This is a genomic window from Pontibacter aydingkolensis, from assembly GCF_019443125.1.
Taxonomy (GTDB): domain Bacteria; phylum Bacteroidota; class Bacteroidia; order Cytophagales; family Hymenobacteraceae; genus Pontibacter; species Pontibacter aydingkolensis.
Genome location: NZ_JAHYXK010000004.1, coordinates 294,638 through 320,898 on the forward strand (window position 1 = coordinate 294,638; position 26,261 = coordinate 320,898).

General features: G+C 47.0%; 15 protein-coding genes. 8 read left to right on the top strand and 7 right to left on the bottom strand.

Annotation, left to right across the window (positions count from 1 at the left end; all coding sequences use genetic code 11):
* Positions 1–24 precede the first annotated feature (24 nt).
* Together K0O23_RS07380 and K0O23_RS07385 are read left to right on the top strand one after the other, a co-directional pair.
* The gene (locus tag K0O23_RS07380; RefSeq protein WP_219876762.1) at positions 25–204 is read left to right on the top strand and encodes a hypothetical protein; all 180 of its coding nucleotides are present in this window, start codon (positions 25–27) and stop codon (positions 202–204) included.
* Between the two features lie 35 nt (positions 205–239).
* Positions 240–977, top strand: a complete 738-nt coding sequence (locus tag K0O23_RS07385; RefSeq protein ID WP_219876763.1) for a PRC-barrel domain-containing protein — start codon at positions 240–242, stop codon at positions 975–977.
* 324 nt (positions 978–1,301) lie between these two features.
* On the opposite strand, the gene K0O23_RS07390 is transcribed toward K0O23_RS07385, so the two are convergent.
* From K0O23_RS07390 to K0O23_RS07405, 4 genes are all read right to left on the bottom strand, one after another.
* Positions 1,302–1,784 (bottom strand): ankyrin repeat domain-containing protein, encoded by a 483-nt coding sequence (locus tag K0O23_RS07390; RefSeq protein ID WP_394371683.1) that lies wholly within the window; start codon positions 1,782–1,784, stop codon positions 1,302–1,304.
* 151 nt (positions 1,785–1,935) lie between these two features.
* Complete coding sequence (locus tag K0O23_RS07395; protein WP_219876765.1) at positions 1,936–4,257, bottom strand: glycoside hydrolase family 20 protein; 2,322 nt, start codon at positions 4,255–4,257, stop codon at positions 1,936–1,938.
* 496 nt (positions 4,258–4,753) lie between these two features.
* Positions 4,754–6,673 carry a glucosamine-6-phosphate deaminase gene (nagB, locus tag K0O23_RS07400; protein ID WP_219876766.1) on the bottom strand — a complete coding sequence of 640 codons (1,920 nt, stop codon included), beginning with the start codon at positions 6,671–6,673 and terminating at the stop codon, positions 4,754–4,756.
* Positions 6,674–6,734: 61 nt separating this feature from the next.
* Positions 6,735–7,661 carry an N-acetylmuramoyl-L-alanine amidase gene (locus K0O23_RS07405; protein WP_219876767.1) on the bottom strand — a complete coding sequence of 309 codons (927 nt, stop codon included), beginning with the start codon at positions 7,659–7,661 and terminating at the stop codon, positions 6,735–6,737.
* Positions 7,662–8,076: 415 nt separating this feature from the next.
* Here K0O23_RS07405 and K0O23_RS07410 point away from each other — a divergent pair, with 415 nt between their 5' ends.
* The 3 genes from K0O23_RS07410 (at position 8,077) to K0O23_RS07420 (ending at position 13,385) form a co-directional block, all read left to right on the top strand.
* Positions 8,077–10,962, top strand: a complete 2,886-nt coding sequence (locus K0O23_RS07410; RefSeq protein WP_394371685.1) for a glycoside hydrolase family 3 N-terminal domain-containing protein — start codon at positions 8,077–8,079, stop codon at positions 10,960–10,962.
* 107 nt (positions 10,963–11,069) lie between these two features.
* Positions 11,070–12,242, top strand: coding sequence for an acyltransferase family protein (locus K0O23_RS07415; protein WP_246596978.1), 1,173 nt, complete (start codon positions 11,070–11,072; stop codon positions 12,240–12,242).
* Between the two features lie 399 nt (positions 12,243–12,641).
* Positions 12,642–13,385, top strand: a complete 744-nt coding sequence (locus tag K0O23_RS07420) for a DeoR/GlpR family DNA-binding transcription regulator (RefSeq protein ID WP_219876768.1) — start codon at positions 12,642–12,644, stop codon at positions 13,383–13,385.
* A gap of 315 nt (positions 13,386–13,700) precedes the next feature.
* On the opposite strand, the gene K0O23_RS07425 is transcribed toward K0O23_RS07420, so the two are convergent.
* The 3 genes from K0O23_RS07425 to murQ all read right to left on the bottom strand — a co-directional run bounded on the left by K0O23_RS07425 (position 13,701) and on the right by murQ (position 19,008).
* Positions 13,701–16,526 (bottom strand): FAD-binding and (Fe-S)-binding domain-containing protein, encoded by a 2,826-nt coding sequence (locus K0O23_RS07425; RefSeq protein ID WP_219876769.1) that lies wholly within the window; start codon positions 16,524–16,526, stop codon positions 13,701–13,703.
* Between the two features lie 14 nt (positions 16,527–16,540).
* Positions 16,541–18,064 carry a sodium:solute symporter gene (locus K0O23_RS07430; protein WP_219876770.1) on the bottom strand — a complete coding sequence of 508 codons (1,524 nt, stop codon included), beginning with the start codon at positions 18,062–18,064 and terminating at the stop codon, positions 16,541–16,543.
* Positions 18,065–18,195: 131 nt separating this feature from the next.
* Complete coding sequence (gene murQ, locus K0O23_RS07435) at positions 18,196–19,008, bottom strand: N-acetylmuramic acid 6-phosphate etherase (protein WP_219876771.1); 813 nt, start codon at positions 19,006–19,008, stop codon at positions 18,196–18,198.
* Between the two features lie 293 nt (positions 19,009–19,301).
* Between murQ and K0O23_RS07440 the strand changes: the two genes are divergently transcribed.
* The 3 genes from K0O23_RS07440 (at position 19,302) to K0O23_RS07450 (ending at position 26,091) form a co-directional block, all read left to right on the top strand.
* Positions 19,302–23,147, top strand: coding sequence for a phosphodiester glycosidase family protein (locus K0O23_RS07440; RefSeq protein WP_219876772.1), 3,846 nt, complete (start codon positions 19,302–19,304; stop codon positions 23,145–23,147).
* 43 nt (positions 23,148–23,190) lie between these two features.
* Positions 23,191–24,468, top strand: coding sequence for an exo-beta-N-acetylmuramidase NamZ family protein (locus K0O23_RS07445; RefSeq protein WP_219876773.1), 1,278 nt, complete (start codon positions 23,191–23,193; stop codon positions 24,466–24,468).
* 138 nt (positions 24,469–24,606) lie between these two features.
* A complete protein-coding gene (locus K0O23_RS07450; protein ID WP_219876774.1) occupies positions 24,607–26,091 on the top strand; it encodes a TolC family protein in 1,485 nt (494 codons plus the stop codon).
* Positions 26,092–26,261 lie beyond the last annotated feature (170 nt).

Genomic DNA, 26,261 nt, shown 5'->3' on the forward strand with positions numbered 1-26,261 from the left:
ACTATGAACTAACAACGTATTAAAATGGCTGAGATAAACATTGAACGCAAAAAGAAACCTGTTTGGCCGTGGCTGCTTCTGCTCGTAATTATAGCGTTACTTGCCTGGGGAATTTATGAAGTTGCTACTGAAAACACATCGCTGGATGATGATGTGGCAGTAGATTATGTAATACCAGCCGGCACTCGACCAATGGTAGTATAAACAGCTATAAAACAAACTTAAACTAAAGGAAAACAATGGCAACCGACGAAACAAGAAATGACAGGCTGGCAGAGCTCAGTAACCTGAAAGATTATAAAATAGCAAAGGATAACCCCGATGTGATCGGCTGGAGAGTAGTAGGTGCAGATGGTGAGAGTTTGGGTATAGTAAAAGACCTGATCGTGGACCTGCAGGCTATGAAAGCACGCTATTTATCTGTTGTGGCAGATCGCAGTTTCTTTAACACCGACAGAGACCAATACCTGCTGGTACCAATTGGCGCGGCGGCACTCGATAAAAAAGGCAAAAATGTGTTTGTCTCTTCTATAGATTCTCAGTCTATATCCCGCTATCCGGTTTACCGCGGCGGGCCTATACCAGAAGACTATGAGTATGCTATCCGTGACAATTTCCGTAGAGCTCAGCACGAATCCCTGGCTGATTCTAAAGATTTTAAGGCGGAGTTTGATGAATCACTTCGCCAACCGGACACAGGCCATCGCAGCATTTCCCCGGATTTTTACAACGACGAAGCTTATAACGAAGAACGGTTTTATACAAATGACCGTGAAGTACAGCACCGTACTGCGCGAGATCATACCAAGTCTGATTATTCTGCTTATACGGCAGACGATTTTCGAAGTGAAGACAAAAAACCCAAGACCGTAGAAGACTCCATCTCCACGATAGAACGCCTGGAAGACATGCGCGACAGAGGTTCTATAACCGAAGAAGAATTTATACTTTTAAAGAAGCGGGCATTGGATCTATAACAAAACAACTGATGCCGCAAAGTATAAACGCCGGCCCTACTGCTTAAGTATGGCCGGCGTTTTTTGTGAGCAATAATTACCCTCTTCGTAGGGACAGGTCGCGACCTGTCCGCGTAACAGGATGAGCTATGAAACAAAAAAAGTATAAAAACAGGAAAGCCTCAACTTTCGAACATCCTGTTCATCTTTTAATCCTGAAAATCCTGATTCAGACAACAATTCAAACAGACCGGTAATTTATACTTGTTACATCGGTAATTACCTTCGCCACCTGAACTATTGCATTAACAGGCCGATCTTAGGACAGGTCGCGACTTGTCCCTACTAAGGTGTTTTGAGCAATTTTATTGCTACCTCGTTCCTTTGCTGCTGGGCCAGGTCCAGAGCAGTGAGGCCTCGTACATCTTTTATACTTGCATCTGCACCATGTTCAAGTAGTAGCTTTATCATATCGTTGCGACCAAATATGGTGGCAAACATCAGGGCAGTTAGGCCATTGCCGCCTTTGGTATCCAGTTTTGCGCCATGTTCTATCAACAGCTTCGCTATGTCGGGATAGCCTTTAAAGCTTACCCCCATCAGAGCTGTGTTGCCGCCGTTATCCTGCGCATTGGGGCTTGCGCCGGCATCCAGCAGTAACCTGGTTGGCTCCAGGTGGCCGTCGTAGCTTGCTAAAACCAGAGGCGAGAACCCCCTATCGTCTCTTATGTTCAGGTCGGCTCCGTCTGCTATTAATTGCTTTAGACTCGCCACATCCCCTTTTCGGGCTGCATTAAAAAGAAGGTGCGCTTCGCTGGTAGAATTCATTGTCATCTATTAAATGCATTGGTGTATTTCAGGGCTGTGTACGCAGCATGCCTGCAAATGGCTGCAGGATATAAAAAACCGGCCTTAAAAAGTATAGCCGGAGTTACCTGATAAAGGTTAGCTCCGGCTATACTTTTAGATAGCTTTATACTTACTGCACTGTTAACTCGTCGGCAAAGATCCAGGTTTTTTGCCCTGCCGATGGGTACTTGGCAGGACTTACACCAACGTTTGTGGCTTTGATTTTCACGTAGCGGGCTTTAGTAGCTGGTATGGTCGTATTAAACTCATTGGTAAGAATTCCTTCTTTGGCAGTTGGGTCAGGGTTGGAGATGACTTTTACAGTTTTATAGTTCTTGCCATCTTCAGAAACTGCAAACTCCAGCTGCGCCGGCAGGAAAATGCGATACCCGATGTTCTGCATAAAAGAGGCACACAGGTTGGTAACAGGCTGTACCGTTTTCAAGTCTAAAACAGCCTCCATGTCTGTGCCCAGGAAGCCTACCCAATGGCCATCTGTCTGGTCTGTAGATCCTTTCAGTCCGTCTATCAGTTTGGCTTTGTTTGCATAGCTGGCATGTTCAGTGTTGGTAAGCGTAACAGATTTTGCAAAAGCTTTATGTGCATCAAATATTTTAGTGCTGGTTTTGCCCATCTGTTTGCCATCTACAAAAGAGGCCGCCTTGATAGTTGATGTATTGCTTAGTGTGAACGGCTTGCTGTAAACCGGCGAGGAAGTGGTAGGGGCAGAGCCATCCAACGTATAATGAATGCGTCTGTTGGCTGCATCATTAGCGAAACTAACCTTTACATTGGCCTTCGTAGTATCTACCTGCAACTGCTGCCTTACATTAAATGCGCTTCTGGAATAGTTTATACCCATGCTATCGTAGCGCTTATACTGCTGCTGCATACGGTTTTTAAAGCCATCCCAGTCTTTTTTAGCTTCTGGCGTCCAGAGCACTTCCGATAAAGCAGCCATGCGTGGCATGATCATATACTCAACATGCGCTGTTGTTGTAATATACTCCGTCCAGAGATTTGCCTGCGCTCCAAGTACATACTTTTTTTCATCTGCCGATAATTCTGCCGGAGTAGGCTCATACTTGTACACTTTCTCGAGTGGGCTGTAACCGTGTATGGCAGTAGGCTCCAGGTCGCGTTCTCCCTGGTAGTGGTCAAAGTATACGTGTGTGCCCGGCGTCATTACCACATAGTGTTTTTCCTTAGCTGCCGCTATCCCTCCCTTTGTACCGCGCCACGACATTACGTAAGCATTTGGGGCCAGGCCGCCTTCCAGAATCTCGTCCCAGCCGATAATGGTTCTGCCTTTTGCGTTCATGAATTTCTCCATGCGCTGAATAAAGTAACTCTGCAGTTCGTGCTCGTCTTTCAGGTTTTCCTGCTTCATGCGGGCCTGGCATTTCGGGCATGTCTTCCAGCGTGTTTTTGGGGCCTCGTCGCCACCAATGTGTATGATCTTACTGGGGAAAAGCGCCATTACCTCCGTCATTACATCTTCCAGAAAGGTAAAGGTCTGTTCGTTGCCGGCGCAAAAGATATCATGAAAAATGCCCCACTTCGATTCTACTTTGTGTGGACCGCCAGTGCAGGAGAGCTCCGGGTAAGCAGCCAAAGCAGCAAGCGCATGACCAGGCATCTCTATCTCAGGCACCACATTAATGTAGCGTTCCTGGGCATACCTTACCACTTCTTTAATTTCGTCCTGAGTATAAAAACCTCCGTGCCGTTCTTTTTTATAAGTCTGCGGTAAATCCCAGTAATGGCCAATTAAAGTGCTGTCGCGCCATGCGCCTACCTGGGTTAGTTTCGGGTATTTTTTAATCTCAATGCGCCAGCCCTGGTCGTCGGTGAGGTGCCAGTGAAAGGTGTTATACTTGTGCATGGCCAGGTAATCAATATACTTTTTAACAAACTCTACAGGGTAAAAATGGCGGGTAACGTCCAGGTGCATTCCGCGCCAGCTGTAACGGGGTTTGTCTACTATATCGAGGGCAGGTATACTTACAGCTGCCGTAGCTGGCTTAATGGGCAATAACTGCCGGATGGTTTGCATGCCCATGAATATGCCGTTCGCCTTGTTTGCAGCCACTGTTATGCGGCCGGGTTGCACTTTTAAAGTATAACCTTCCGTGCCCAGTGTATCGTGGGCTCCCAGCAGGGTGAGGTAGATTATATTTGTGGCTTTGCTCTTCGGGGCCTTCTGTTCTACATCAGGCTTTATCCCGGTTTTATTCTCTATTTCGGTAGCCAGTTCCTGTGCAATACGTTTAAGCTCATCATTTTTCGCATCAGCGTAAATCTCCGTGTCTTTGTCTATAGTAAAGCTCCCTTGCTTCATGCTCAGCTGCACTGGCTGCGGTATAAGCGACACTTTTTGGGCTATGGCAGGTGCGCTTAGAACAAATGCTATACTTAGAGTGAGGGTTACTAGTTTGGTTCTGATGCTCATATGCTGGTACTGTAAGGGGGCTGCTTTTTTTAATACTTTTGATGCAGTTTTAGTTGCCTGATTTCCCTATTAAGAGAGAAGACTTTTAAGGTACTGATTTTTTAGCTTTGTTGCTCAAAGCCAGTTGCTCTTCGGGATTTATAATCCCGAAGCACTTACTATAAGGATTTGCAATCCGGCTTTTAGCTTTTGTCCTCAGCGCGACAACTGGCAAAGTAAAAGTATAGAAATGGATCACAGATCCTGATAGTAATATACTTCCGGATTGCAAATCCGAAAGAGCGGGCGCAATAGCTTGCAAAGTATAAATCCGTATGCAAATCCGAAAAAACAGGCTGTAAAATCGCCGGCGGCAAAAGTATAATTTTAGTCTTGTATCCTTTGTCTAAGGCTCTTTAGTCCGATAACTACTTGTTTATACTCCCAGGTATGATGTGCAGGCATCACAGCACCTGCAGCACCACACAAGAAAGTTTCACTCACCTTAACAATTAGCTTAAAATTTCCATTTCACAAAGGCTTCCATCGCCTCGTAATCTGCCAGGCCCAGGTTATCGTAGTGCTTGGCTGTTTCGCGGGTTCTTTCCTCTGCTCTAACCCAGAACTCACGTTCATCGTCTCCCGGAAAAACAGGCCGGTCTTTCTGCGACTGATGCTTAAAGATAGCGTAGCGTTTGCGTTCCACCTCCTGCGGCGATAGCGGTACGGCCATTTCAATTTCATGGGTTTCAAATTCGTGCCAGGCACCGCGATACATCCACAGCCAACAATCTTTTGCCCATTCTTCTGTTGCCAGTAGCCTGCGCAGGGCCTCTTCCACAATTCTGAAACAAACAATATGCGTACCATGCGGATCGGCAAAATCGCCGGCGGCAAAAACCTGGTGGGGCTTTATTTTCTGAAGCAACTCCATGGTCAGTTCCACATCCCTGGCAGTAACCGGATTTTTAACAGTTTTGCCGGTTTCGTAGAAAGGCAATGCCATAAAATGGATGTTCTCGTCAGACAGGCCTGCGTAACGTGCTCCTGCAAATGCCTCGCTCTTACGGATAAATGCTTTTACATCGCGTATCTCCTTGGTATCTACCTGGTTTGGCTGCTTTTCCTGAATAAAGCTGCGCATGTCTTTATAGATACCTTCCAGCGCACTGGTGTCCTTGCCTATACTTTGGTTAAAATCGATGGTAAATTCCATGTAACGCAGCACGTCATCGTCCCAAACAGCGGTGTTGCCGGAAGTCTGATAGGCCACATGCACATCGTGCCCCTGGTCTACCAAGCGTATAAACGTGCCTCCCATCGAGATCACATCGTCGTCGGGGTGTGGCGAGAAAATAACTACGCGTTTCTGAGCCGGCTCAGCGCGCTCCGGCCGCTGCTTATCATCTGCCCCCGGCTTGCCGCCTGGCCAGCCGGTTATGGTGCGCTGCAGCTTGTTAAATATGTCGATATTGATGTTGTAGGCCGGTCCTTTTTCGGTTGCCAGCTGCGCCATGCCGTTGTTGTTGTAGTCCTCATCCGTCAGCTTCAGGATAGGCTTTTTCACTTTATTTGACAACCAGATAACGGCTTTCTTGATCAGCGCATCATCCCATACGCAGTCCTTTACAAGCCATGGCGTGTTAAAGCGGGTTAATTCGGAGGCGGCATCCCTGTCCAGCACAAATTCCACGTTATCGGACAGCTGCAGGTAAGTGGCCGGCACGTCAGAAGACATTTCTCCTTCCACCGCTTTCTTGATGATAGGGGCTTTTTTTCCGCTCCAGGCCATCAGTATAATTTCGCGGGCTTTAAAAATAGTACCCACTCCCATGGTAATGGCTTTGCGCGGCACATTCTCTTTACCACCAAAATCGCGGGAGGCATCGCGGCGGGTAAGGTCGTCGAGGGTTACCAGGCGGGTACCGGAATTAGGCGCCGAACCCGGTTCGTTAAAGCCAACGTGGCCCGTACGTCCGATACCCAGTATCTGCAGGTCAAGTCCGCCAAGGGCTTCTATCTTACGCTCATACTCCAGGCAGTAGGCATGTATCTCCTCCTGCGGCAGGGTACCGTCTGGTATATGAATGTTCTCTTTCTTGATATCGATGTGATCGAAGAGGTTCTCGTTCATGAACGTAACGTAACTTTGCGCTGCTGTTGGCTGCATCGGGTAGTACTCGTCCAGATTAAAGGTAATCACATTGCGGAAACTCAAGCCTTCTTCACGATGCATGCGCACCAGCTCAGCGTATACTCCGACTGGTGTAGCACCTGTTGCCAGGCCCAGAACAGCCATTTCGTTCTGCTCCTGCTTTCTCTTTATCAGGTCGGCAATGCGCTGTGCAACTTTTACAGATGCCTGCCGCTGATCAGGGTAAATAGTGGTTGGAAGCTTCTCAAATCGTGTTTCCTCCAGAAGGTTTAATCGAGCCATAGTTTATGTCAGGTATACTTTGTGTTTATTTTTTGATGTCTTCTGTTTTGTATTTTCAGTCTTACAGATACTTTTTATACAGGTTGTAAAGTATAAGCTTGTCTTTTTCGGTAAGCACTGCATTTATTTCTGTTTGAATAAAATGTAGCTTAAATGCCTTGATAGCTGCCTCTGGGTTGCGCACATCATAGCCAATAATCCGAAGCGCATCTACAGGGTTAAAGGTATCCGGCACCTTATGCACTGGCTCCTGTTCAAACACCAGCACCTCTGGCTGCAACAGGGTACTATCAGCTATAGCAACAGAATCAATAACGGTCTTTGCTACCACTACGCTATCCAGCGCATTTTCGTCGTACCACAAACCAAAACCACTGGTAGCCAGCTGTTTCCAGGGAAAAGTCGGATTAGGATCTACCTTGCGCGTAGGGGCAATATCAGAGTGACCTATAAAGTTGGCGGCAGGTATGGCATGTTTCTTTTTCAGCATTTCTAGCACACCGATCAGGCTGTTGATCTGAGGTTCGGCAAAAGGCTCTGCCCCATTGTTATCGAGCTCAATTCCGATGGAAGATGAATTAATGTCGGTGTTGTTTCCCCACCTGCTCGCACCGCCATGCCATGCCCGCAGGTAGTCGTTCAGCATTTGGTATACTTTGCCATCTCGCCCAATTACATAGTGCGCACTTACCTGCGTAGCCGGGGTAGTAAACGTTTTTAGGGTTTGTGCTGTTGAGTTCTGAGCCGTGTGATGGATAATCACATAGTTTGGCTTGCGCATGTTAAAGTTTGTGGCTCCTACCCAATAGTCGCCTTGCGGGTAAGTAATTTCAGGATCAGGCTTAGGTTCAGCCCAAAGTGTTTTGCCATATGCTTTTGCCTGCTTTTTGTAAACCTTATTTGTAGCCGCATATGGGTTTGGAGTACACGACGCCACAAAAATACCTGCAAGTAAAGCCATAGAAATGCGCAGGGCAGTGTGCTTCATAAATCCTTTGTTTCTAAGTTTTAACTAATTTAGCCTTATAGGGCTTTCTGATACTATTAACATTTATACTATTGGTAACACTAGTGTATCTTTACGTAGTTTTTGCATAAACCTGTGCTGATTGTATCCAATTAACATCTAAATATTGCTTTTATTTGCGGGAATTAAAATAAACACCGCAAATAAAAATAAAAAGTATCTATTTTCTCATATATTGCAGTAAATCAACTCATATTACAAGTATATCGTTTTGAAAAAATATTCTTTCTCAACCCTGTCGCTTATACTTTTGATGCTGATAGGCCTGAATAACCTGCAGGCCCAGACAAAAAGCTCAAAAATCCGCAAAGCACCTGTTTCAAAAACTGCTGCGCCGGCCTTCGACCCTGGCAGAGACCCTGCATTCCTGGCTGGTATGCAGTCTAAATGGGTAGATTCAGTTATGAAAAGCCTGACGCCGGAGGAGCGTATTGCGCAACTGATCATGATCCCGGTTTACTCAAACAAGAACCAGGCGCACATTGACTCTATCAGCAACCTGATTAAAACCTATAAAGTAGGCGGCCTGATATTTTTCCAGGGCGGACCGGTAAGGCAGGCAAAAATGACAAACCGCTACCAGCAGGAAACCAAGGTGCCGCTAATGGTAAGTTTGGATGGCGAGTGGGGACTGGGCATGCGCCTTGACAGCACTATCCGTTTCCCGTACCAGATGACGATGGGTGGCGTGACCAATGAGAAACTGATTTATGAGATGGGGGCCGAGATTGCCCGCCAGTGCAAACGCATGGGCATCCAGATTAACTTTGCCCCTACCGTTGATATTAATAATAATGCCAACAACCCGGTAATCGGATTCCGCTCTTTTGGCGAAGATAAGTATAACGTGGCGCGTAAATCCATTGCCTACATGAAGGGCATGCAGGACAACCACGTATTGGCAAGCGCCAAGCACTTCCCGGGCCACGGCGACACCAACGTAGATTCACACTACGGCTTGCCTGTTATCCATTTCTCCCGCCTTCGCCTCGACTCTACAGAGCTGTACCCGTTTCGCCAGCTAATGCAGCATGGCCTGGGTAGCGTAATGGTGGCGCACATGAACATTCCGGTGCTGGACAATACCCCAAACCTGGCCTCTACCCTGTCTAAAAACATTGTATCGGACCTGCTGAAAAAGGAAATGAACTATAAAGGGCTGGTATTTACCGACGCGCTTAATATGCAGGGGGTGGCTAAATTCTATCCTCCGGGAGTAGTGGATGTAAAGGCCTTAATTGCTGGCAACGATGTGATGCTGAACACCATGGATGTAAAGACGACTATCGCAGAAGTAAAAAAGGCTATCCAGAACAAAGAGATAACACAGGAAGAGATTGATTTCCGGGTGCGTAAGGTACTGGCTGCCAAACTATGGATGGGGCTTGACAAATGGGAGCCTATCGAAACAAAGAACCTGATTGCAGACCTGAACAATCCGCACGCCGAGTACCTGAACCGCCAGCTGATGGAGGCCTCTGTAACGCTGCTGCGCAACAAGCAGAACATACTTCCTATTCAGACACTGGACACGATGCGCATCGCCGCATTGGCCATCGGTACCGATAAACCCACAGATTTCCAAAAAGGGCTTGCACGCTATACTAAGGTGGATACTTTTTTCCTGAAGCCTACGGCTACCCTGGCAGAGTTGCAACAGCTAAAAGAGCAACTGTCAAAGTATAACCTGGTTATTGCAGGTGTGCACAGGCTTAACTTAAAGGCAGGAAGCAGCAACTTCGGCATTACTGCTGAAATGAACCTGTTTTTAAAAGACCTTATCCGCACAAAGCCTACCATTGTAAGTGTATTTGGGAATGTATACAGCCTGGCCAACCTCGAAAGTATAGACAAGGCCAATGCAGTAATAACCGCCTACCAGGAAAATGCCCTGGCGCAGGATGTAGTTTCTCAGATCATTTTCGGCGGTGCTGGAGCAAGAGGCAAGTTGCCGGTTACAGTATCCAATGCATTTAAAATTGGTGATGGGCTGGTAACCCCGGGTAATTTCAGGCTGGCTTATACTTCGCCGGAGGCAGTCGGTTTAAAAACGCAGGACCTGGCAGGCATCGACTCTTTAGTGGCGCAGGCCATCCGTGAAAAAGCAACCCCTGGCGCGCAGGTACTGGTGGCAAAAGATGGCAAGGTGATCTATCAGAAAGCCTTTGGTTACCATACCTATGATAACGAGACTGCGGTAAAAAATACCGACCTCTACGACCTGGCCTCTGTTACAAAAATATCTACATCGCTGGCTGCCTTTATGAAATTGAGCGGGGAAGAAAAGTTTAACGTAAACAACACGCTTGGCTCCTACTTACCCATGATGCAGGGCTCTAATAAAGAGAACCTGAAGTATAGAGACATCCTGACACACCAGGCTGGCTTACAAGCATGGATCCCTTTCTGGAAAGAGACCGTGAAGAAGAACGGCAAGTTTAAGTGGGCAACTTTTAAAAATGAGCCGTCTAAACGCTTCCCTATAAAGGTGGCTGATAACCTGTACATCCACAGAAAGTATGCCGACAAAATATACAAGCGGATAGCTGAGTCGCCGCTTAACGAAAAGCCGGGGTATGTATACAGTGATCTGTCGTTTATACTTGCGCCAAAGGTAGTGGAGCACATTACAGGCCAGGAGTTTGAATCGTATTTAAAGGAGAATATCTACAAGCCGATAGGCGCTACATCGCTTACCTTTAACCCTTACAAATACTACACTCAGAATCAGATCGTGCCAACAGAGTATGAGCCTCATTTCAGGGCACAGCTGCTGCACTCCACCGTACACGACGAAGGCGCTGCCATGCTGGGCGGAGTGAGCGGGCATGCCGGTTTGTTTGGTAATGCTAACGATGTAGCTAAACTAATGCAGTTATACCTGAACGACGGCGCCTACGCGAACAAAATGTACATCAGAGGCAACACCGTGAGTGAGTTTAGTAAGTGCCAGTTCTGCGACCAGGGTAATTACCGCGCCCTTGGCTTCGACAGACCAGCTAAGCCTGGTCAGCAAAATAGCAACGCAGCGCCATCGGCACCAATAGAAAGTTTTGGACACTCTGGCTTTACCGGTACCTATACCTGGGTAGACCCTGTTAACAACCTGGTTTACGTGTTCCTGTCTAACCGTGTGAACCCAACCCGTGAGAACCCAAAGCTAAGCAAGCTGAATACCCGTACCAATGTGCTGCAGGTGGTATACGATGCCATTGAGAAATCCAAAACAGTTAAGTCTGAGGCTTCAGCTGTGACAAAGTAATTTAAAAGGCCGCTCTGCTTCTGGTAGAACGGCCTTTTGATTTTAGAACAAGCCACTAGTACAAAGTATAACTATGTTTTCTTTTTACGCCTACTAATCCACCTTGTATGAACAAAACAGCCATGGTTCGCAATACTACAGATACCGGCCTGCTAAGGAACAGTGCCTACGAAAGATATCTTTCGCTTGATGTGTTGCGCGGATTAACGATCGCACTGATGGTGGTGGTAAACAACCCGGGCAGTTGGGGCAACATCTACACTCCTTTCAGGCATGCGGCCTGGCATGGTTTTACCATTACCGATCTGGTTTTCCCCTCTTTTTTGTTTGTAGTGGGTAATGCCATGAGCTTTAGCATGCGGAAGTTCGAACGTCAACCAGAAAGTACTTTTCTGAAGAAGGTTTTCAAGCGTACTGCTCTCATTTTCCTGATCGGCTTGTTTTTGCACCTATTCCCATTTGTTACCCGCACCGAAGGCGAGATCGTTCTAAAAGACTTTACCGCCGTGCGCATAATGGGTGTTTTGCAGCGCATTACCCTTTGCTACTTTTTTGCCGCACTGGTAGTACATTATTTTAAACTGAAAGGCGCAGCTATCTTTAGTGCGGTTGCTCTGCTTGGCTACTGGGCTATTTTATACTTTTTCGGAAACCCAGCAGACCCGTATAGTCTCGAAGGTAATGCCGCGCTTAAGTTCGACAGCCTGTTTATACCAGACCAGAACTTATATAAAGGCTTTGGCATACCTTTCGATCCGGAAGGGCTGCTAAGCACCCTGCCAGCCACTGTAAATGTAATAGCCGGTTATTTTGCCGGTATATTTATTCAGAAGAATGGCAATAACATGAACACTGTGATCAAGTTAGCTATTGTTGGCGCTGTGATGGTTGCAATTGCTTTGCTGTGGGACCAGAGCTTCCCAATCAATAAACCACTCTGGACAAGCTCTTATGTGCTACATTCTGTGGGCCTCAGTCTGCTTATACTTGCCGGCCTTATACTTACCATAGAATTTGCCGGCTTTGTAAGATGGACCTTCTTCTTTGAAGCTTTCGGTAAAAATCCGCTTTTCATTTTTGCGCTGGCTACACTTGTTATCAAACTGCTAAACTTTATCAGGATTGGCGACATGAGCCTGCAAAAGTGGCTTTACGACCACCTGTTCCTCACCTGGACGGAAGGGAAAACAGCCTCTCTCCTTTTTGCCCTGAGTTACATGCTCGTAATGTGGGCTGTAGGCTTCTGGATGGACCGGAGAAAAATTTACGTTAAAGTATAAGTAACAGGTCACAGAAGTCTTGTCCTCTAGACAAAGTAATTTTAAATAAAGGAGAAAAGACCTCTAACAATAAGCCTAACTTAAACTTTCCTGTCATCTCGTATACCCTTGAGGCGAGAGCTGAAGAGAGCCAGCGTAGCGGTGAGAGGTCTCTACATAATTAACGCAGCACTAATTTTAGGAGATTAACCAAGTAAACATCAGAGCCTGCTCTTACATTATGAGGGCAGGCTTTCTTTATCGGCATTTTCAGGATCAATACGTAATATGCTATGCTGTTAAAGCAGGCTTCCCTATCCAACTCATTCATCAAAAACAGTCAGTATAATCCTTTTTACTGTTTTATTTATTTTATAGAAAAAAAAGTATATTTGACTTTTACCCTATGAAGCTAACAGAATGCTAAAAGAAGAACGGCAGGCTTTTATTATAAAGCAGATAAACCTACATAACAAAGTACTTTCATCTGACCTGAGTGTTAAACTGAATGTATCTGAAGACACAGTTCGGAGAGACCTGAACGAATTAGCCGAGAGTGGCAAGATACTAAAAGTACACGGAGGCGCACTTTCCAAATCCTTCCATTACCCATTCCAACAGGTAGAAGTGTATGCAAAGGAATCTAAGAAGGAGATTGCCGGTAAAGTAGTGAATATGCTGCAGGATAGCATGACCATTCTGGTTGGCGGCGGCACCACTATGGTAGAGGTAGCCCGCATGGTTCCGGATAGTCTGAAGTGTACATTCTTTACAGTTAGCCCGCTTGTAGCATTGGAACTCGCCGAACGCTCTAACAGCACAGTAATACTTTTAGGTGGCCAGCTTTCTAAAAGCTCTCAGATCATTATTGGAGCTCAGGTTATTAACCAACTGGCCGAAATAAAAGTAGACTTGTGTATACTTGGCACCAACAGCCTCTCCACGGCCGATGGCCTTACAGATTCTGACTGGGAAGTGGTGCAGGTAAAGAAAGCTATGATTCGCGCTGCCAAGAAAACAGCCATTATGAGTATTGCAGAAAAGCTGGGATCAAACCAGAATATGAAAGTATGCGATCTTAGCGCCATCCATTACCTTATCACAGACCTTAGCCCGAAAGACAATTTCCTTGGTGATTATGCGCAGGTAGTTACGGTAATGTAAGCAACATTGATATCATAAAGTATAAACCAGCGGGCCCGCTGGTTTATGTCTGAATCAGGATTTGCAGGATTTAAAAGATTTTCAGGATCTTATAGAGCCCTACGACACATAATTATATCCCTGGCGCAAGTTTTAAGCGTTAGCGTAACTTGTGACTTTACATGCTAAGAAGTCTTCAGACTTCCTTGAGCCATAGGTTATACTTTACTTATTTGTTTCATACTTCCGCTATGGTCTGTGTAACGGATAAGCTTCGTTGCAAACAAGACGCAAAGTATTGCGTCTCTACAAAATACGATCAACGAATAACGAAAACTAAATACACTCATCCAGTAAGTATACTATCGATTCATAGTTCTTGCCTACGGCTTCAGTCATGGCCATTTCGCAGGTTTTGGCGCTGGAGTAATAACCGTCGTATTCATGCTGTTTTACTTCGTTTGCTTCGGGAGCAGTGGCAGACGCTGTTAGTTCCGGTACCAGGAAGCCCCTGTCGCCGGCCATGCCGCAGCAACCTGCATGCATCGGTACCGTTACCTCCTGTGCCAGCTGTTTGGCTATACTTACAAACTTGGTTTCTATGCCCATCTTCTGCAGCGAGCAAACCGGGTGCACTACCACATTTTCTTTCTTTTGCATTACCGTAGCTTTCGGAAGTATAAAATCAGCAATGTAATCTATGCTATCAATTATCCTGAGCACATCAAACTTCTGCCTGTTTTCCGGCGTGAGCACAGGGCGGCAGTTCTGCAAAGTATAAGTACAGGAGGTGATATCAAGTACCAGCGGCATACGGCCCTTGTCGGTCCACTCCCATGCTTTGCTGATGGTTTCGTTGGCAGTATAGGCGAAGGCTTTACTATATCCTTTTGAGGAATAGATCTGTCCGCAGCAGGAGCTTTGTACATCCTTTGGTATCGTAAACTTAATGCCCACCTTCTCCGACACGCTGATGAACGTCTCGACAATGCTCTTTTTCCCAGATTCAGCAGAACCCATGGTACGCGAAATACAAGTCGGGAAGTATACTACTTCTGCTTCTTCTGCAGGGATGTTAGCCTTAGCCATTTGCTTACTCAGACCCGGAGCCGGAGCCAACTGGTTTGTCCAGAGCGGGAATTCAGAAATGATTCCTTTAGCAGACTTCGTAAGCTTCGCCATAGTGTTAGCCCCGAACAACTTGTTCATACCAGCACCGGCTTTCAAGCCAAACTTAACGGTAGAGGCTACAGGCTTAAAGTTCTTTGCCACCAGCAGCGCCAGGTTATTGGCAAAATCGTTGTGACTTTCGCGACGCAAACGTTTAATTAAGTCGCCGGTATTAATATCTACAGGGCAGGCGGTGGCGCAAAGGCCATCTACAGCGCAAGTATCCAAGCCGTCATACTGATATTGGTCCAGCAGTTCTTTATGTTTCTGCTTCTCCCCTTTCCGTTTCAGGTTGAGCAGTTCGCGGCGTACTACAATTCGCTGGCGTGGTGTTAGGGTAATATTTCGGCTAGGACATTTGTGCTCACAAAAACCACATTCCATGCAACGGTCCACTTCCTCCTCCACCTTCGGAAGTTCTTTCAGGTTTTGGATGTGCGCATTTTTATCGTGGTTGATAATTACACCCGGGTTCAGCAGGTTCTCCGGATCGATTACCTCTTTTAGTCTGCGCATTACCTGGTAGATCTCCGGTCCCCACTCGGTTTCCACGAACGGGGCCATGTTGCGGCCTGTGCCGTGCTCTGCTTTAAGGGAGCCTTTATACTTGCCTACCACCAACTCCACCACTTCCTTTATAAAGTGATCGTAGCGCTCTATTTCCGAAGGCGAGTCAAAAGCCTGAGTAACTACAAAGTGTATGTTGCCGTCTTTAGCGTGGCCGAAAATAATAGCATTAGCATAGTCGTGTTTGCGGAAGAGTTCCTGCAGGTCAAGTATGGCATCACCCAGTTTCGCAACCGGAACGGCAATATCTTCCAACAGCACCGTGGTACCGCTTGCCCGCACCGCGCCCACCGCCGGGAACATGCCTTTACGTACCTTCCACAGTAAGGCCTGCTCCGTAGGGTCGGTTGTAAACACCGGTTGCTCCAGCAAAGCCAGTTCAGGTGCCAGTGCCATAAAGCTTAAGATCTTCTCCTGTACCTCCTCCGGCGTGTTTGCCTGGAACTCCACCAGCAAAGCAGCCGCCTTTTCGGGTAAGGTCTTGATCACTGCCGGTACGCCGGCCATGTGCTCAATTGATTTAAGCGAGGCACGGTCCATTAACTCCACTGCTTCTGCTCCAGCCTCTGTTAAAGGCACAATAGCCTGGCAGGCTGCGTAAATATCCGGGAAGTATAAAAGTGCTGTGGACTTGGCAGGATAATCAGGAACAGTGTTCAGAACGGCCTCAGCAATAAAACCCAACGTACCCTCGGCTCCAATGAGCAGGTGCGCCATAATATCCAGCGGGTGCTCAAAATCGATAAAGGCGTTAACGGAGTAGCCAACGGTGTTCTTGGTTTTATACTTGTGCCGGATGATGTCGTGCAGTTCCGGGTTGCTTTGTATCTGCTGCTTTAGCTCCTGCAACGTATGGAACAGCTCCGGGCACTCTATTTCAAACCTGGTGTAATCTGCTTCGGTTTCTGTGGTATAGCTGATGCCGTTTGGAAGAATAAACCGGATATACTTTGTAGTATGGTAGGAGTTTTTGCTCACGCCGCAGCACATGCCGCTGGCGTTGTTGGAAAGTATACCCCCAACCATGGCCGAGTTTATACTTGCCGGGTCCGGACCAATTTTGCGTTTAAACGGACGCAGGTGTGCATTCACAATAGCTCCGATCACACCCGGCTGCACACGCACTAATTCTCCCTCCTGCTCTACCTGCACCTTGTTCCAGAACTGGCTCAGGTCTACAAGTATACCATCTGTTATAGACTGCCCCGAAAGGCTGGTACCGGCCGTACGAAAGGTAAGCGGAATTTTGTGCTTCTGCGAAAAAGCGAACAGTTGCTTTATTTCATCTTCTGAAACAGGCTGCACCACAGCCTTTGGTCTCAGGTAGTAAAAGCCAGCGTCAGAAGCATATGACACGACATCAATCAGCCGTGCCTTTATGCGCGCTTTTGGCAAAATGTTCTCCAAAAGCTGTTGTATTTCCATGGAGAATCCTCCTTTTAGATAGTCTGTTTAACCTTGCTGCCACGCTCTGCTTCTTTCAAAGCGTCCATCATCACTCCCCCTCCTTCTTTGCTGGTTACTAGTAAAAGTATAAACGTAATGGCTGCATTCACTACGATCAGCTCAAATCCCATTGCATACCCAAACCAATCAACTGAGTTGCTGTCGATGATGTAGGTAAGTATAGGCGAGATGATGCAGATATAAGGTACTAGTTTATCGGCTACGGCACGTTTGTTAGCCATACCAAAGGCAAACAAGCCAAGCAGCGGCCCATACGTATAACCAGCAGCACGGAAGATTGCGTTCACTACGGAGTCATCGTTTATTATCCTGAACACAAGTATAACCAGCAGCATCACCACCGAGAAGCCCACATGCACCAGGTGGCGCGTACGGATCAGCTTGATATCATCGTGGTTATCCTTCTTGGTAAAGTTCAGGAAGTCTACGCAGAAGGATGTTGTTAAGGCTGTAAGCGCTGAGTCGGTAGTGGCAAAGGTAGCGGCCGTTAAACCCAACATAAAGATTACAGCCGGTATAAGCGCCATGTGGTTCAGAGCAATCTCCGGGAACAGGTGATCAGGGGTACGCAGGGCAGTTACATCAATGCCGTTGGCTTCGGCATACATGTATAGCAGTGCTCCTACGCTCAGGAAGAATATGTTGATCGAAACAAAAACACCAGTAAATGTGAGCATGTTTTTCTGCGCCTCCCCGATATTCTTGCAGCTCAGGTTTTTCTGCATCAGGTCCTGGTCAAGCCCCGTCATGGCGATTGTCACAAAAATACCACCTATAAAATGCTTCAGGAAGTGGCTCTTGGCGCCCAAAAAGTCCTCCCAGAAAAATATTTTAGAGTAAGAACTGTCTTTTACCGCCTCAAATGTCTGGGTAATGTTCAGGTCAAGGCTGCTAGCGATAAAAATGATGGAAAAGATAACAGAACCGATGATAAATACGGTCTGCAGGGTATCGGTGATCACAATGGTTTTTAATCCGCCTTTGTGTGTATAGAGCCAGATGAGCACCAAACAGATTGCTACTGTAGCAACAAAGGGCACATTCCAGGCGTCAAAGATAAACTTCTGCAACACGATGGCTACCAAGTACAAACGGAAAGCAGAACCAATGGTACGCGATACCAGAAATATCATAGCCCCCGTCTTATAACTCCAGTAACCAAACCGTTTTTCGAGGTAAGTGTAAATGGAGATCAGGTTCATGCGGTAGTAAAGCGGCAACAGCACAAAAGCGATCAGCACAAAGCCCACAGTATTGCCCAGCACAAACTGAAAATAGCCAAAGCTGCTGTTAACCACTGCACCCGGCACCGATATAAAAGTAACGCCCGACAAAGCTGTACCGATCATACCAAAGGCAACAAAGTACCACTTGGAGTTGCGGTTGGCAATAAAGAAACTGGAGTTATCCGAGGAGCCTCTGGAGGTGAAATACGATATGCCTATCAGCACGGCAAAGTAACCGATCAGAAAAGACAGAAGTGTGATTGGAGACATAGGCAGACATTTAGCTAAGCTGATTGAAGCAAGGTTTGTACTAACGTACACTTATCTGTTTCAAAAGCCTGAAGATTGTGGTTAACAGGTTAGTTTATACCCTGCTTTATGCAAGGCCATACTATGTAAAGTTAAGAAGAAATCAAGAAGTTTTCTATTGACTGCCGCACATTGCCATACTTCTCCAGCAAAGCTGTGGCAGTTTGTTCGTCAGCACCTGTTTCAGCCATTACCATGCGTACTCCGCGTTTATAGAGTTTTTGGTTAGTTAACTGCATATCCACCATTTTATTTCCTTTTACGCGGCCCAGCTGTATCATTACACTTGTGCTGAGCATGTTCAGCACTAGCTTTTGAGCAGTGCCGGCTTTCATGCGTGTGCTGCCCGTTACAAACTCAGGTCCTACAACTACCTCCACCGGATACTGTGCCTCCGCAGCCACCGGGCTACCGGTATTGCAAACGATACAACCTGTTGCAAGGCCATGCGCATTAGCTGCTCTTAGTCCGCCAATTACGTAGGGGGTAGTGCCTGATGCTGCTAGCCCAACAACAATGTCGTTCTCATCAATGTCATAAGCCTGCAGATCTTTCCAGGCCTGTTCCGCATCATCTTCGGCAAACTCCACAGCTTTTCGAATAGCCGTATCGCCACCGGCAATTATGCCTACCACCCAGTCAAAAGGCACGCCAAAGGTTGGAGGGCACTCTGATGCATCTACTACACCCAAACGGCCACTTGTGCCTGCCCCTATGTAAAACAGCCTGCCTCCGGCTTTCATTCTTTCCACAGCAATGGCTGCCAGCGCTTCTATTTGCGGAATGGCTTTCTCCACAGCCATCGGAACAGTTTTATCTTCGTTGTTTATGTTCTCCAGAACCTCCCTCACAGACATCTTCTCGAGATCGTTGTATTTCGAATCTCTTTCAGTTGTATACTCCATTCTATAATCAGATAAATTTCTAAATTTAAATACTTACACCCGGTGTATTCTACACATAGGTTATATATTTTCTATTGTTCTACAGTAGTATGCCGGAGCAAAACTAAAAGCCACCATTACAGTATCACCGGATTCTGCTACTATAAAGCTAGTAAAACTAATTTAATCATTCTGTTTTTTGCGACATTTTTTAAATAAAAATGCATAAACATGCAAAAAAGTTTAAATTAGAGCACCCAAATTACTGAGGCTTAAAGCTTCTACGCTTTACACTAACCCCAACTACACTACGTATGAAGCGCGTAAAACTTTCGTTTCTTCTCATTCTCTACCTGCTTTCCGGACTTAATCCAAGCATAGCCCAGGCTCAAAAACTGAATTTAAAATGGGAGCCGCGGCAGGACCTAAACATGCTTTTACCTACCTCTGTGCGTGTTTTTGAGGCAAATGGACATCTGCTGGACGGTGCACGGGTAAGAGCCGTTTATGCTACTGTAAACTTAAAAGATCAAAACTTAAAGCTTAGAGCCGTTGGCAGCAACACCCTTCGCCAAACCACAGCAGAAGCCTATAAGCAGCACCAAGGTATACTTGCTATTAATGGTGGTTACTTCTCCTCCACTTCCTCTGTAAGTTTGTTGGTGGCAGACGGCGAAGCCGTAGCTCCAGGACCACAGGGCAGGGTTACTCGCGGGGCCTTCGGACTGGTAAACGGTAAGCCGGAAGTAGTGTGGCCTTATGCTGTAGGTCCTGAGAACATACTTTATACTTATCCTACCCCAAACGATGCTGCCCAAGGCAAACCTACCGCCACTTCTCTTAAAGGGGCGCAACGATGGTTGGCAAACCAGGCCGTAGGCGGTGGGCCCGTTTTGGTAAAAGCCGGTAAGATCAGGAACACGAGCAAAGAAGAAGGTTTTTCCGGAAGTCACTTAGCACGCCACCCACGCACAGCCATTGGCTACCTCAACGACAGCACCATACTTATGATGGTAGTGGACGGGAGGCAGCAGGCCAGTGCAGGCGTTACACTGGATGAGTTGGCTAAGATGATGTTCGAGGTGGGCTGCTATGAAGCTGTTAACCTCGATGGTGGCGGGTCTTCTGCCATGGTAGCAGCCGGTGAAGTAGTGAATATACCCGTAGATAAACCGGAAGGCAATCGCTACAGCCTGCGCAAAAATGCGTCTGCACTGGTTTTGTCTGAGCTACAGCCAAGAGTACAGCAGGAAATTTTATACTTCGATACCGATAGTCCCAATTACACGGAGGCTGGCCTCTGGAAAGACAGCAACCACGCCAACTACTATGGCAAAACTCCTTCCCGGTTGGCATCAGGGTCCCAAAAGTATAATAAGTCAGTTTATACTTTCAATGACATTAAACGCCGTCGTTACCAGTTAGCCAGCTGGTGGACGGTAAACACGGAAGCCAATACATACAAAGCTGCTTTTGTACTGCACCATGGCACCACAACCGACACACTTTACCAGAACCAGGCATCGCTTTCTACCAGCGGCAGATGGAATGTGTTTGGTGATTTTATACTTGGCCCCGGCGATTACCTGGAGTTGCTCGGAAGCGGAAATGAAGGCAAGCTAGTGGCAGATGCTGTTCGTCTGGTGGCACACAAAGACTCTCCTCAGCTACCAATCCGTGGCGACATCCGCATTGGCATCATCAGCGACCTGAATTCCGGCCTCGGCTCTGCTACCTACGAATGGCAGGTAGACAGCATCATGAACCGCATTCCGCGCATCTGGCAACCGGACCTGGTGGTTTGCGGCGGAGACATGGTAGCCGGCATGGGTGTAAAAGACACTGCCACGCTAACCAACATGTGGGCAGGCTTCGACAAACATATTGCGCAGCCACTGCGGCAGGCAAAAATCCCTTTTGCCTTTACTTTGGGTAACCACGATGGACCACGTTCCTACCCACTCGAGCAAAAGGCAGCTGCTGCTTACTGGAACAAGCCCGGCAATACGCCCGATCTGCAGTTTATCGATCGTAGCTACTTCCCTTTTTACTATTCTTTTTTAAAAGACGGGGTGTTCTTTGTGTCGTGGGAGGCTTCATCAGCGGAAATAACCCAGGAGAACCTCGCCTGGCTCGAAAAGCAGTTTAGCACACCGGAGGCTAGAAACGCGAAGCTGCGTTTTGTGCTGGGCCACATGCCGCTTTACAGTGTAGCCCAGGAGCGCGACTCCAAAGGCAATGTACTAGACAACCCCGAAAAGCTGCGGGCGTTGCTGGAAAAGTATAAAGTACATACTTATATCAGTGGCCACCACCATGCCTATTACCCCGGCAAAAGAGGAAAGCTTGAGCTGCTGAATGCTGGAGCCGCAGGAACCGGACCACGAGGCTGGTTGACTTTGGACAACCCTCCGCAAAACACCATTACTATAATGGATATTTTCCTGGAGCAGGATTCCATCGCCTACACTACCTATGATATCAAAACCAATGCCGCCAAAGATATGGAGCAGTTGCATGACAGAGCATTGCCTGCAGCCATTTTTGGCGTGAATGGCCATTTGCTGCGGCGTGATGTAAAGGTAACAGACAGTGCCTCGGGTATACTTACTCCATTGGCAGATCATACAGGAACAGGCACTATAACGGCAAATGCAAAAAGCAACAAGTTAATTATCAGCGGCAGCTACAACAATCTGGAGGGCAAGCTTACGGGTATCAGCCTGTATAAAGGCAGAAACACCGAGGCAGGCACTTTGCTGCAAACACATGCATTTAAGACAAAAAACAAGCGCAACGGGAGCATTTCAGCCACTTTTGAGGTTACCGAAGACCTGCCTGAGCTATTGTCTGTTGGGGGTTTATACTTGCAAATCCATACTACAAAACAACCTGAGGGCGATTTCAGAGTTCAGCTGTACCCTGACCATAACCAGGCACCAACGGCACCGGCTTTTACCTCACACAACAGCCGCAACACCTATGCTGTGCGCAACACTGAGGCACTTTATCAAATTCAATGGGAAAAAGCAGCAGACCCGGATGGCGACTTTGTAAACTATACGTACCAACTGGCCTCCGATAACCAGTTTAAGCGTATCCACTGGAGCAAAAATACGGGCCGTATCAATTCGCTTAAAATGCAGGAGCAGGAATTGTATAATCTTTTAGGTAATGTAGCTGAGGGAGCACCTGTTTCCTTCTACCATCGTGTGATAGCCACTGATGGTAAGCACGTTACATACGGCCCAACAGCTGTACTTAAACTGATGAAGAGTAATGAGCCACTGGAGGATTTTATAGAGGTACCAGCTCCGAAGTATGTGTTTGCAGGAAAAATAGAAGATGCAGCCGGCGCAGGCTATGGGGCACAATGGGATAAGTATGGCAAACTGTGGCTGGCTGACTACGCAGGCTCCCTGATCATAAAGCAGTCAGATGGCAAAAGCGCACCCTTCTCCCCGCTTAAAGCGGTAAGTATAAACGGTGAGACTTATACTTTGAATCCAGTTAATGGAATCGGGATTGACGCAGACGGCAACATACTTATAGGCCGAAACCGCCACCTGATCAAAATAAACGCTGTCACCGGCGAGGGCATGGCAGTTTGGGAAGCACCGGCTGGCATGCGTGCCATTACTTCGCCGCGTGTAAACAGCAAAGGCGAGATCTACGCCATGTCGTTGTTTGCTGAGGACCAGAATTATGTGTTAAAGCCCAGCGCCACCAACCCATCCACCTTTGAGGTGGTGCGCACAATTGCCTTACCAAACCGCATACTTGCCCGCACTTTCGACATGACACCGGATGGCCTTACTTTATACTTCCCTAACCCGGGTAGCCCCATCATCCAAAAGTATAGCAGCAAAGACGGGATCACGTATAAGCGTGAAGAAGATATTACCAGTACCGCTGCAGGTTGTAATGCATTAAAGGTCAGCTCAGACGGCAGTATTTACGCAGCAGTACGTGCCAGCGGTGTAGTGCCGTCCTCGTTCCACTTCCGCGACGATAAAAAGAAAACCATGTGGACCTTACCATTGCCGGAAGTTGGCGGCGCAGAAGCAAGAGGCATAGGTGTATCCGCAGATGGCCGAACACTTATCTTCTGCAGCTGGGACAACGGCGGCGGATTTTATAAGTATGTGCTGCAGGAGTAACAGTATAAAATAGAATCGACTCTAACAAACAACGCTTTAAAACATGAAACGTTTAGCCTCACTTCTTCTCCTCGCATTCTTTCTGGTAGCATGGAGTAACTATGAAGCCAGTGCTGCCTCGGCTAGTGCACCAGCTAAAGAAAAGCAGCGGGTATTTATCGGGGCTGAACGCCTATTTACTCCTGAATACCTGCACCTGATAAAAGGAAAGCGCGTTGGCCTGGTAACCAACCACACGGGTTTACTACCGGATGGCCGGCACCTGGTTGATGTGCTCCATACTTATCCGGATGTGCAGCTAACGATGCTCTTTGGCCCCGAGCATGGCATACGCGGCGAAGAAGACAATCATGTGGCTGATGGCAAAGACCCTAAGACAGGCTTACCGGTAATTTCGCTTTATGGCAAAGTCAGGAAACCTACCCCGGAGATGCTGCGTGATGTGGATGTACTGGTGTTCGATATACAGGACATTGGTGCACGGTTTTATACGTACATCGCCACCATGAACCATGTGTTGGCAGCCGCTGCAGAACAGGGGAAATCCTACATCGTGCTGGACCGGCCAAATGCAATCGGCGGTTTGTACGTAGACGGTCCCTATCCCGGTAAAGCTGGCGAACCTGTTTATAATTATGACCTGCTCCCTGTTACCCATGGCATGACGGTAGGTGAGCTTGCCCTTATGTTTAATGGAGAACGTGTGGCCAAAAACCTGCCCAAGGCTGATTTGACAGTAATCCCTATGCTAAACTACACACGAAAGCAGTGGTACACCGAAACCGGACTGCCCTGGATAAAGCCTTCCCCTAATATGTTAACCATCACCACAGCTGCTGTTTATCCTGCCACCTGCCTGCTGGAGGGCACCAACATTTCCGAAGGGCGCGGCACACTGCACCCCTTCGAGTACATTGCCGCACCATGGATAGACGGAGATAAACTGGCAAAGCAGCTTAACAGCTATAAACTAAAAGGTGTAAGTTTTAAGCCGGTAACGTTTGTACCGGGAGGTGTAGTTGATGGCATCAAAATATACCCGCCAAAGTTTATGGGTGAGCAATGCCATGGTGCCCAAATGATAATTACAGACAAGAAAGCGTTTAAGTCAGCGAAGGCTGGCGTTTACATTATTCACGCTCTAAAAACACTGTACCCTGACAAACTGGAATGGAAAGAAACGCGCATGGACCGACTTTGGGGTACTCCTGTAGTAAGACAGCAGCTACAGTCAGGGGCAGCACCACAGGAGATCGTAAAGCAATGGGATAAAGAACTGGCATACTTTAAAGGTGTAAGGAGCAAATACCTGCTTTATTAGAAAACATTGCATGTTTTAGCAATTCCCTAAAACTAAACCTGCATATTGGTGCAATTACACTTTGTTTTTCACTCTATAAATCATGTACTTAGTAGTTTAATTTATACAGCACTACCAGCTTAGCACTACTACAGAAATATGAACAGATTTTTACTGGCTGTTTTATACTTTTTAACTATCCCGCAACTGTGTTCCATAGTCTTAGCTAAAGATTTACCAAAGGCCAAGCTCCTAACCCTCGATGCTGTTATCGAACTGGCCAAAGAGCAGTCGCCGAAGTTCAGGTACGCCGAAGTGTTATTTGAAAACAAACAGTGGCAGTATAAAACCTATCGTTCAAACTTTTTACCGCAGCTAAACCTAAATGGGGTTTTGCCTGAGTATAATAAGACTATAGAGCCGCGCCTTACAGACAAAGGCAGCCTGATATTTATAAATACCCACAACGCCAGCTCTTCTATGCAGCTTTCGCTGGGTCAGGAAATATGGCCAACAGGGGGTTACATCTCCATAAACAGCAACCTAAAACGTATTGATGATTTTCAGGCAGATGTAAACCGCACCCGTTACTCTTCTGTGCCAGCTACCATCACACTAACGCAACCTATATTCGGCTTTAACAACCGGGCATGGGACAGAAAGATATCGCCGCTGCGATACGAAGAAGCCAAACGCGATTACCGCGAGGAAATGGAGGAGATTGCAAAAGAAGCAACAAACCATTTCTTTAACCTGCTGCTCAGCCAGATCAGTTACCAGATCGCAGAAAAGAATATTGCCATAAACGATACGCTTTACAAAATCGCCGAGAAGAAGTTTGAAGACGGTAAAATACCAGAGAATGAACTGCTGCAGATGGAGCTTGCCCTGCTTAACTCAGAACAGAACCTCGACCAGGCAAGACTTGACGTGGAAGCAAATACGCTAAGACTAAAGGTGTTTTTGGGTGTTACGGATAACTACCCGATAGAGCTTGCCGCACCGAATGAGATTCCTCAGTTTGAGGTAGATGAGCAGATTGCACTGGAGCAGGCCAGCCAGAACAGGCAACGGGTAATTGGTTTCAAGCGCGAGCTGCTGGAAGCTGAAATGCGATTGGCAAGGGCAAAAGGAGAAACCGGTTTTAGCGCCAACTTATTTGCCTCTTTTGGCTTAACGCAGCAGTCCCTTGCAGTACAGGAGGCTTACAATGACCCTTCGCAACAACAGCGTGTCCGGCTGGGCTTTAACATTCCGGTTATGGACTGGGGCAGAGCTGAGGCAGTACTGGGAACAGCCAAAGCCAACCATACGCTAACGAAGGCCAACATTGAGCTGCAGCAAAACAGCTTTGAGCAGGAAGTATACTTACAGGTAAAGCGCTTCAGAGTACTAAGAAAGCAAATGGAAGGAGCAAAACGTGCCGATGAGATAGCCAAGAAACGTTACCAGATCACTTTATCCAGGTACCTGGATGGTAAGATAGGTTTGATTGACCTGAACATTGCTACAGAGGAAAGAGACAAGGCCAGCCGCAGCTACGTTACTTCTTTGCGTAATTTCTGGGTAGCCTATTATACGTTGCGCAGCCTTACCCTCTACGATTTTGAGACCAACCAACCACTTGTATTGCCTGCCGGTTAGATAAAAGGTGACAGACAAAAGAACTTTAGACAAAGGACATAAGACAAGAGACTTCTGAAGTATGAAATGTTTTGAATCAGGATATATTATTAATCTCGGTTATACTTCAACCTTAATCTGCTCCTATACTTACCAGCAGTAACAGTGGTGCTCTCAATATTTTGCCCTCT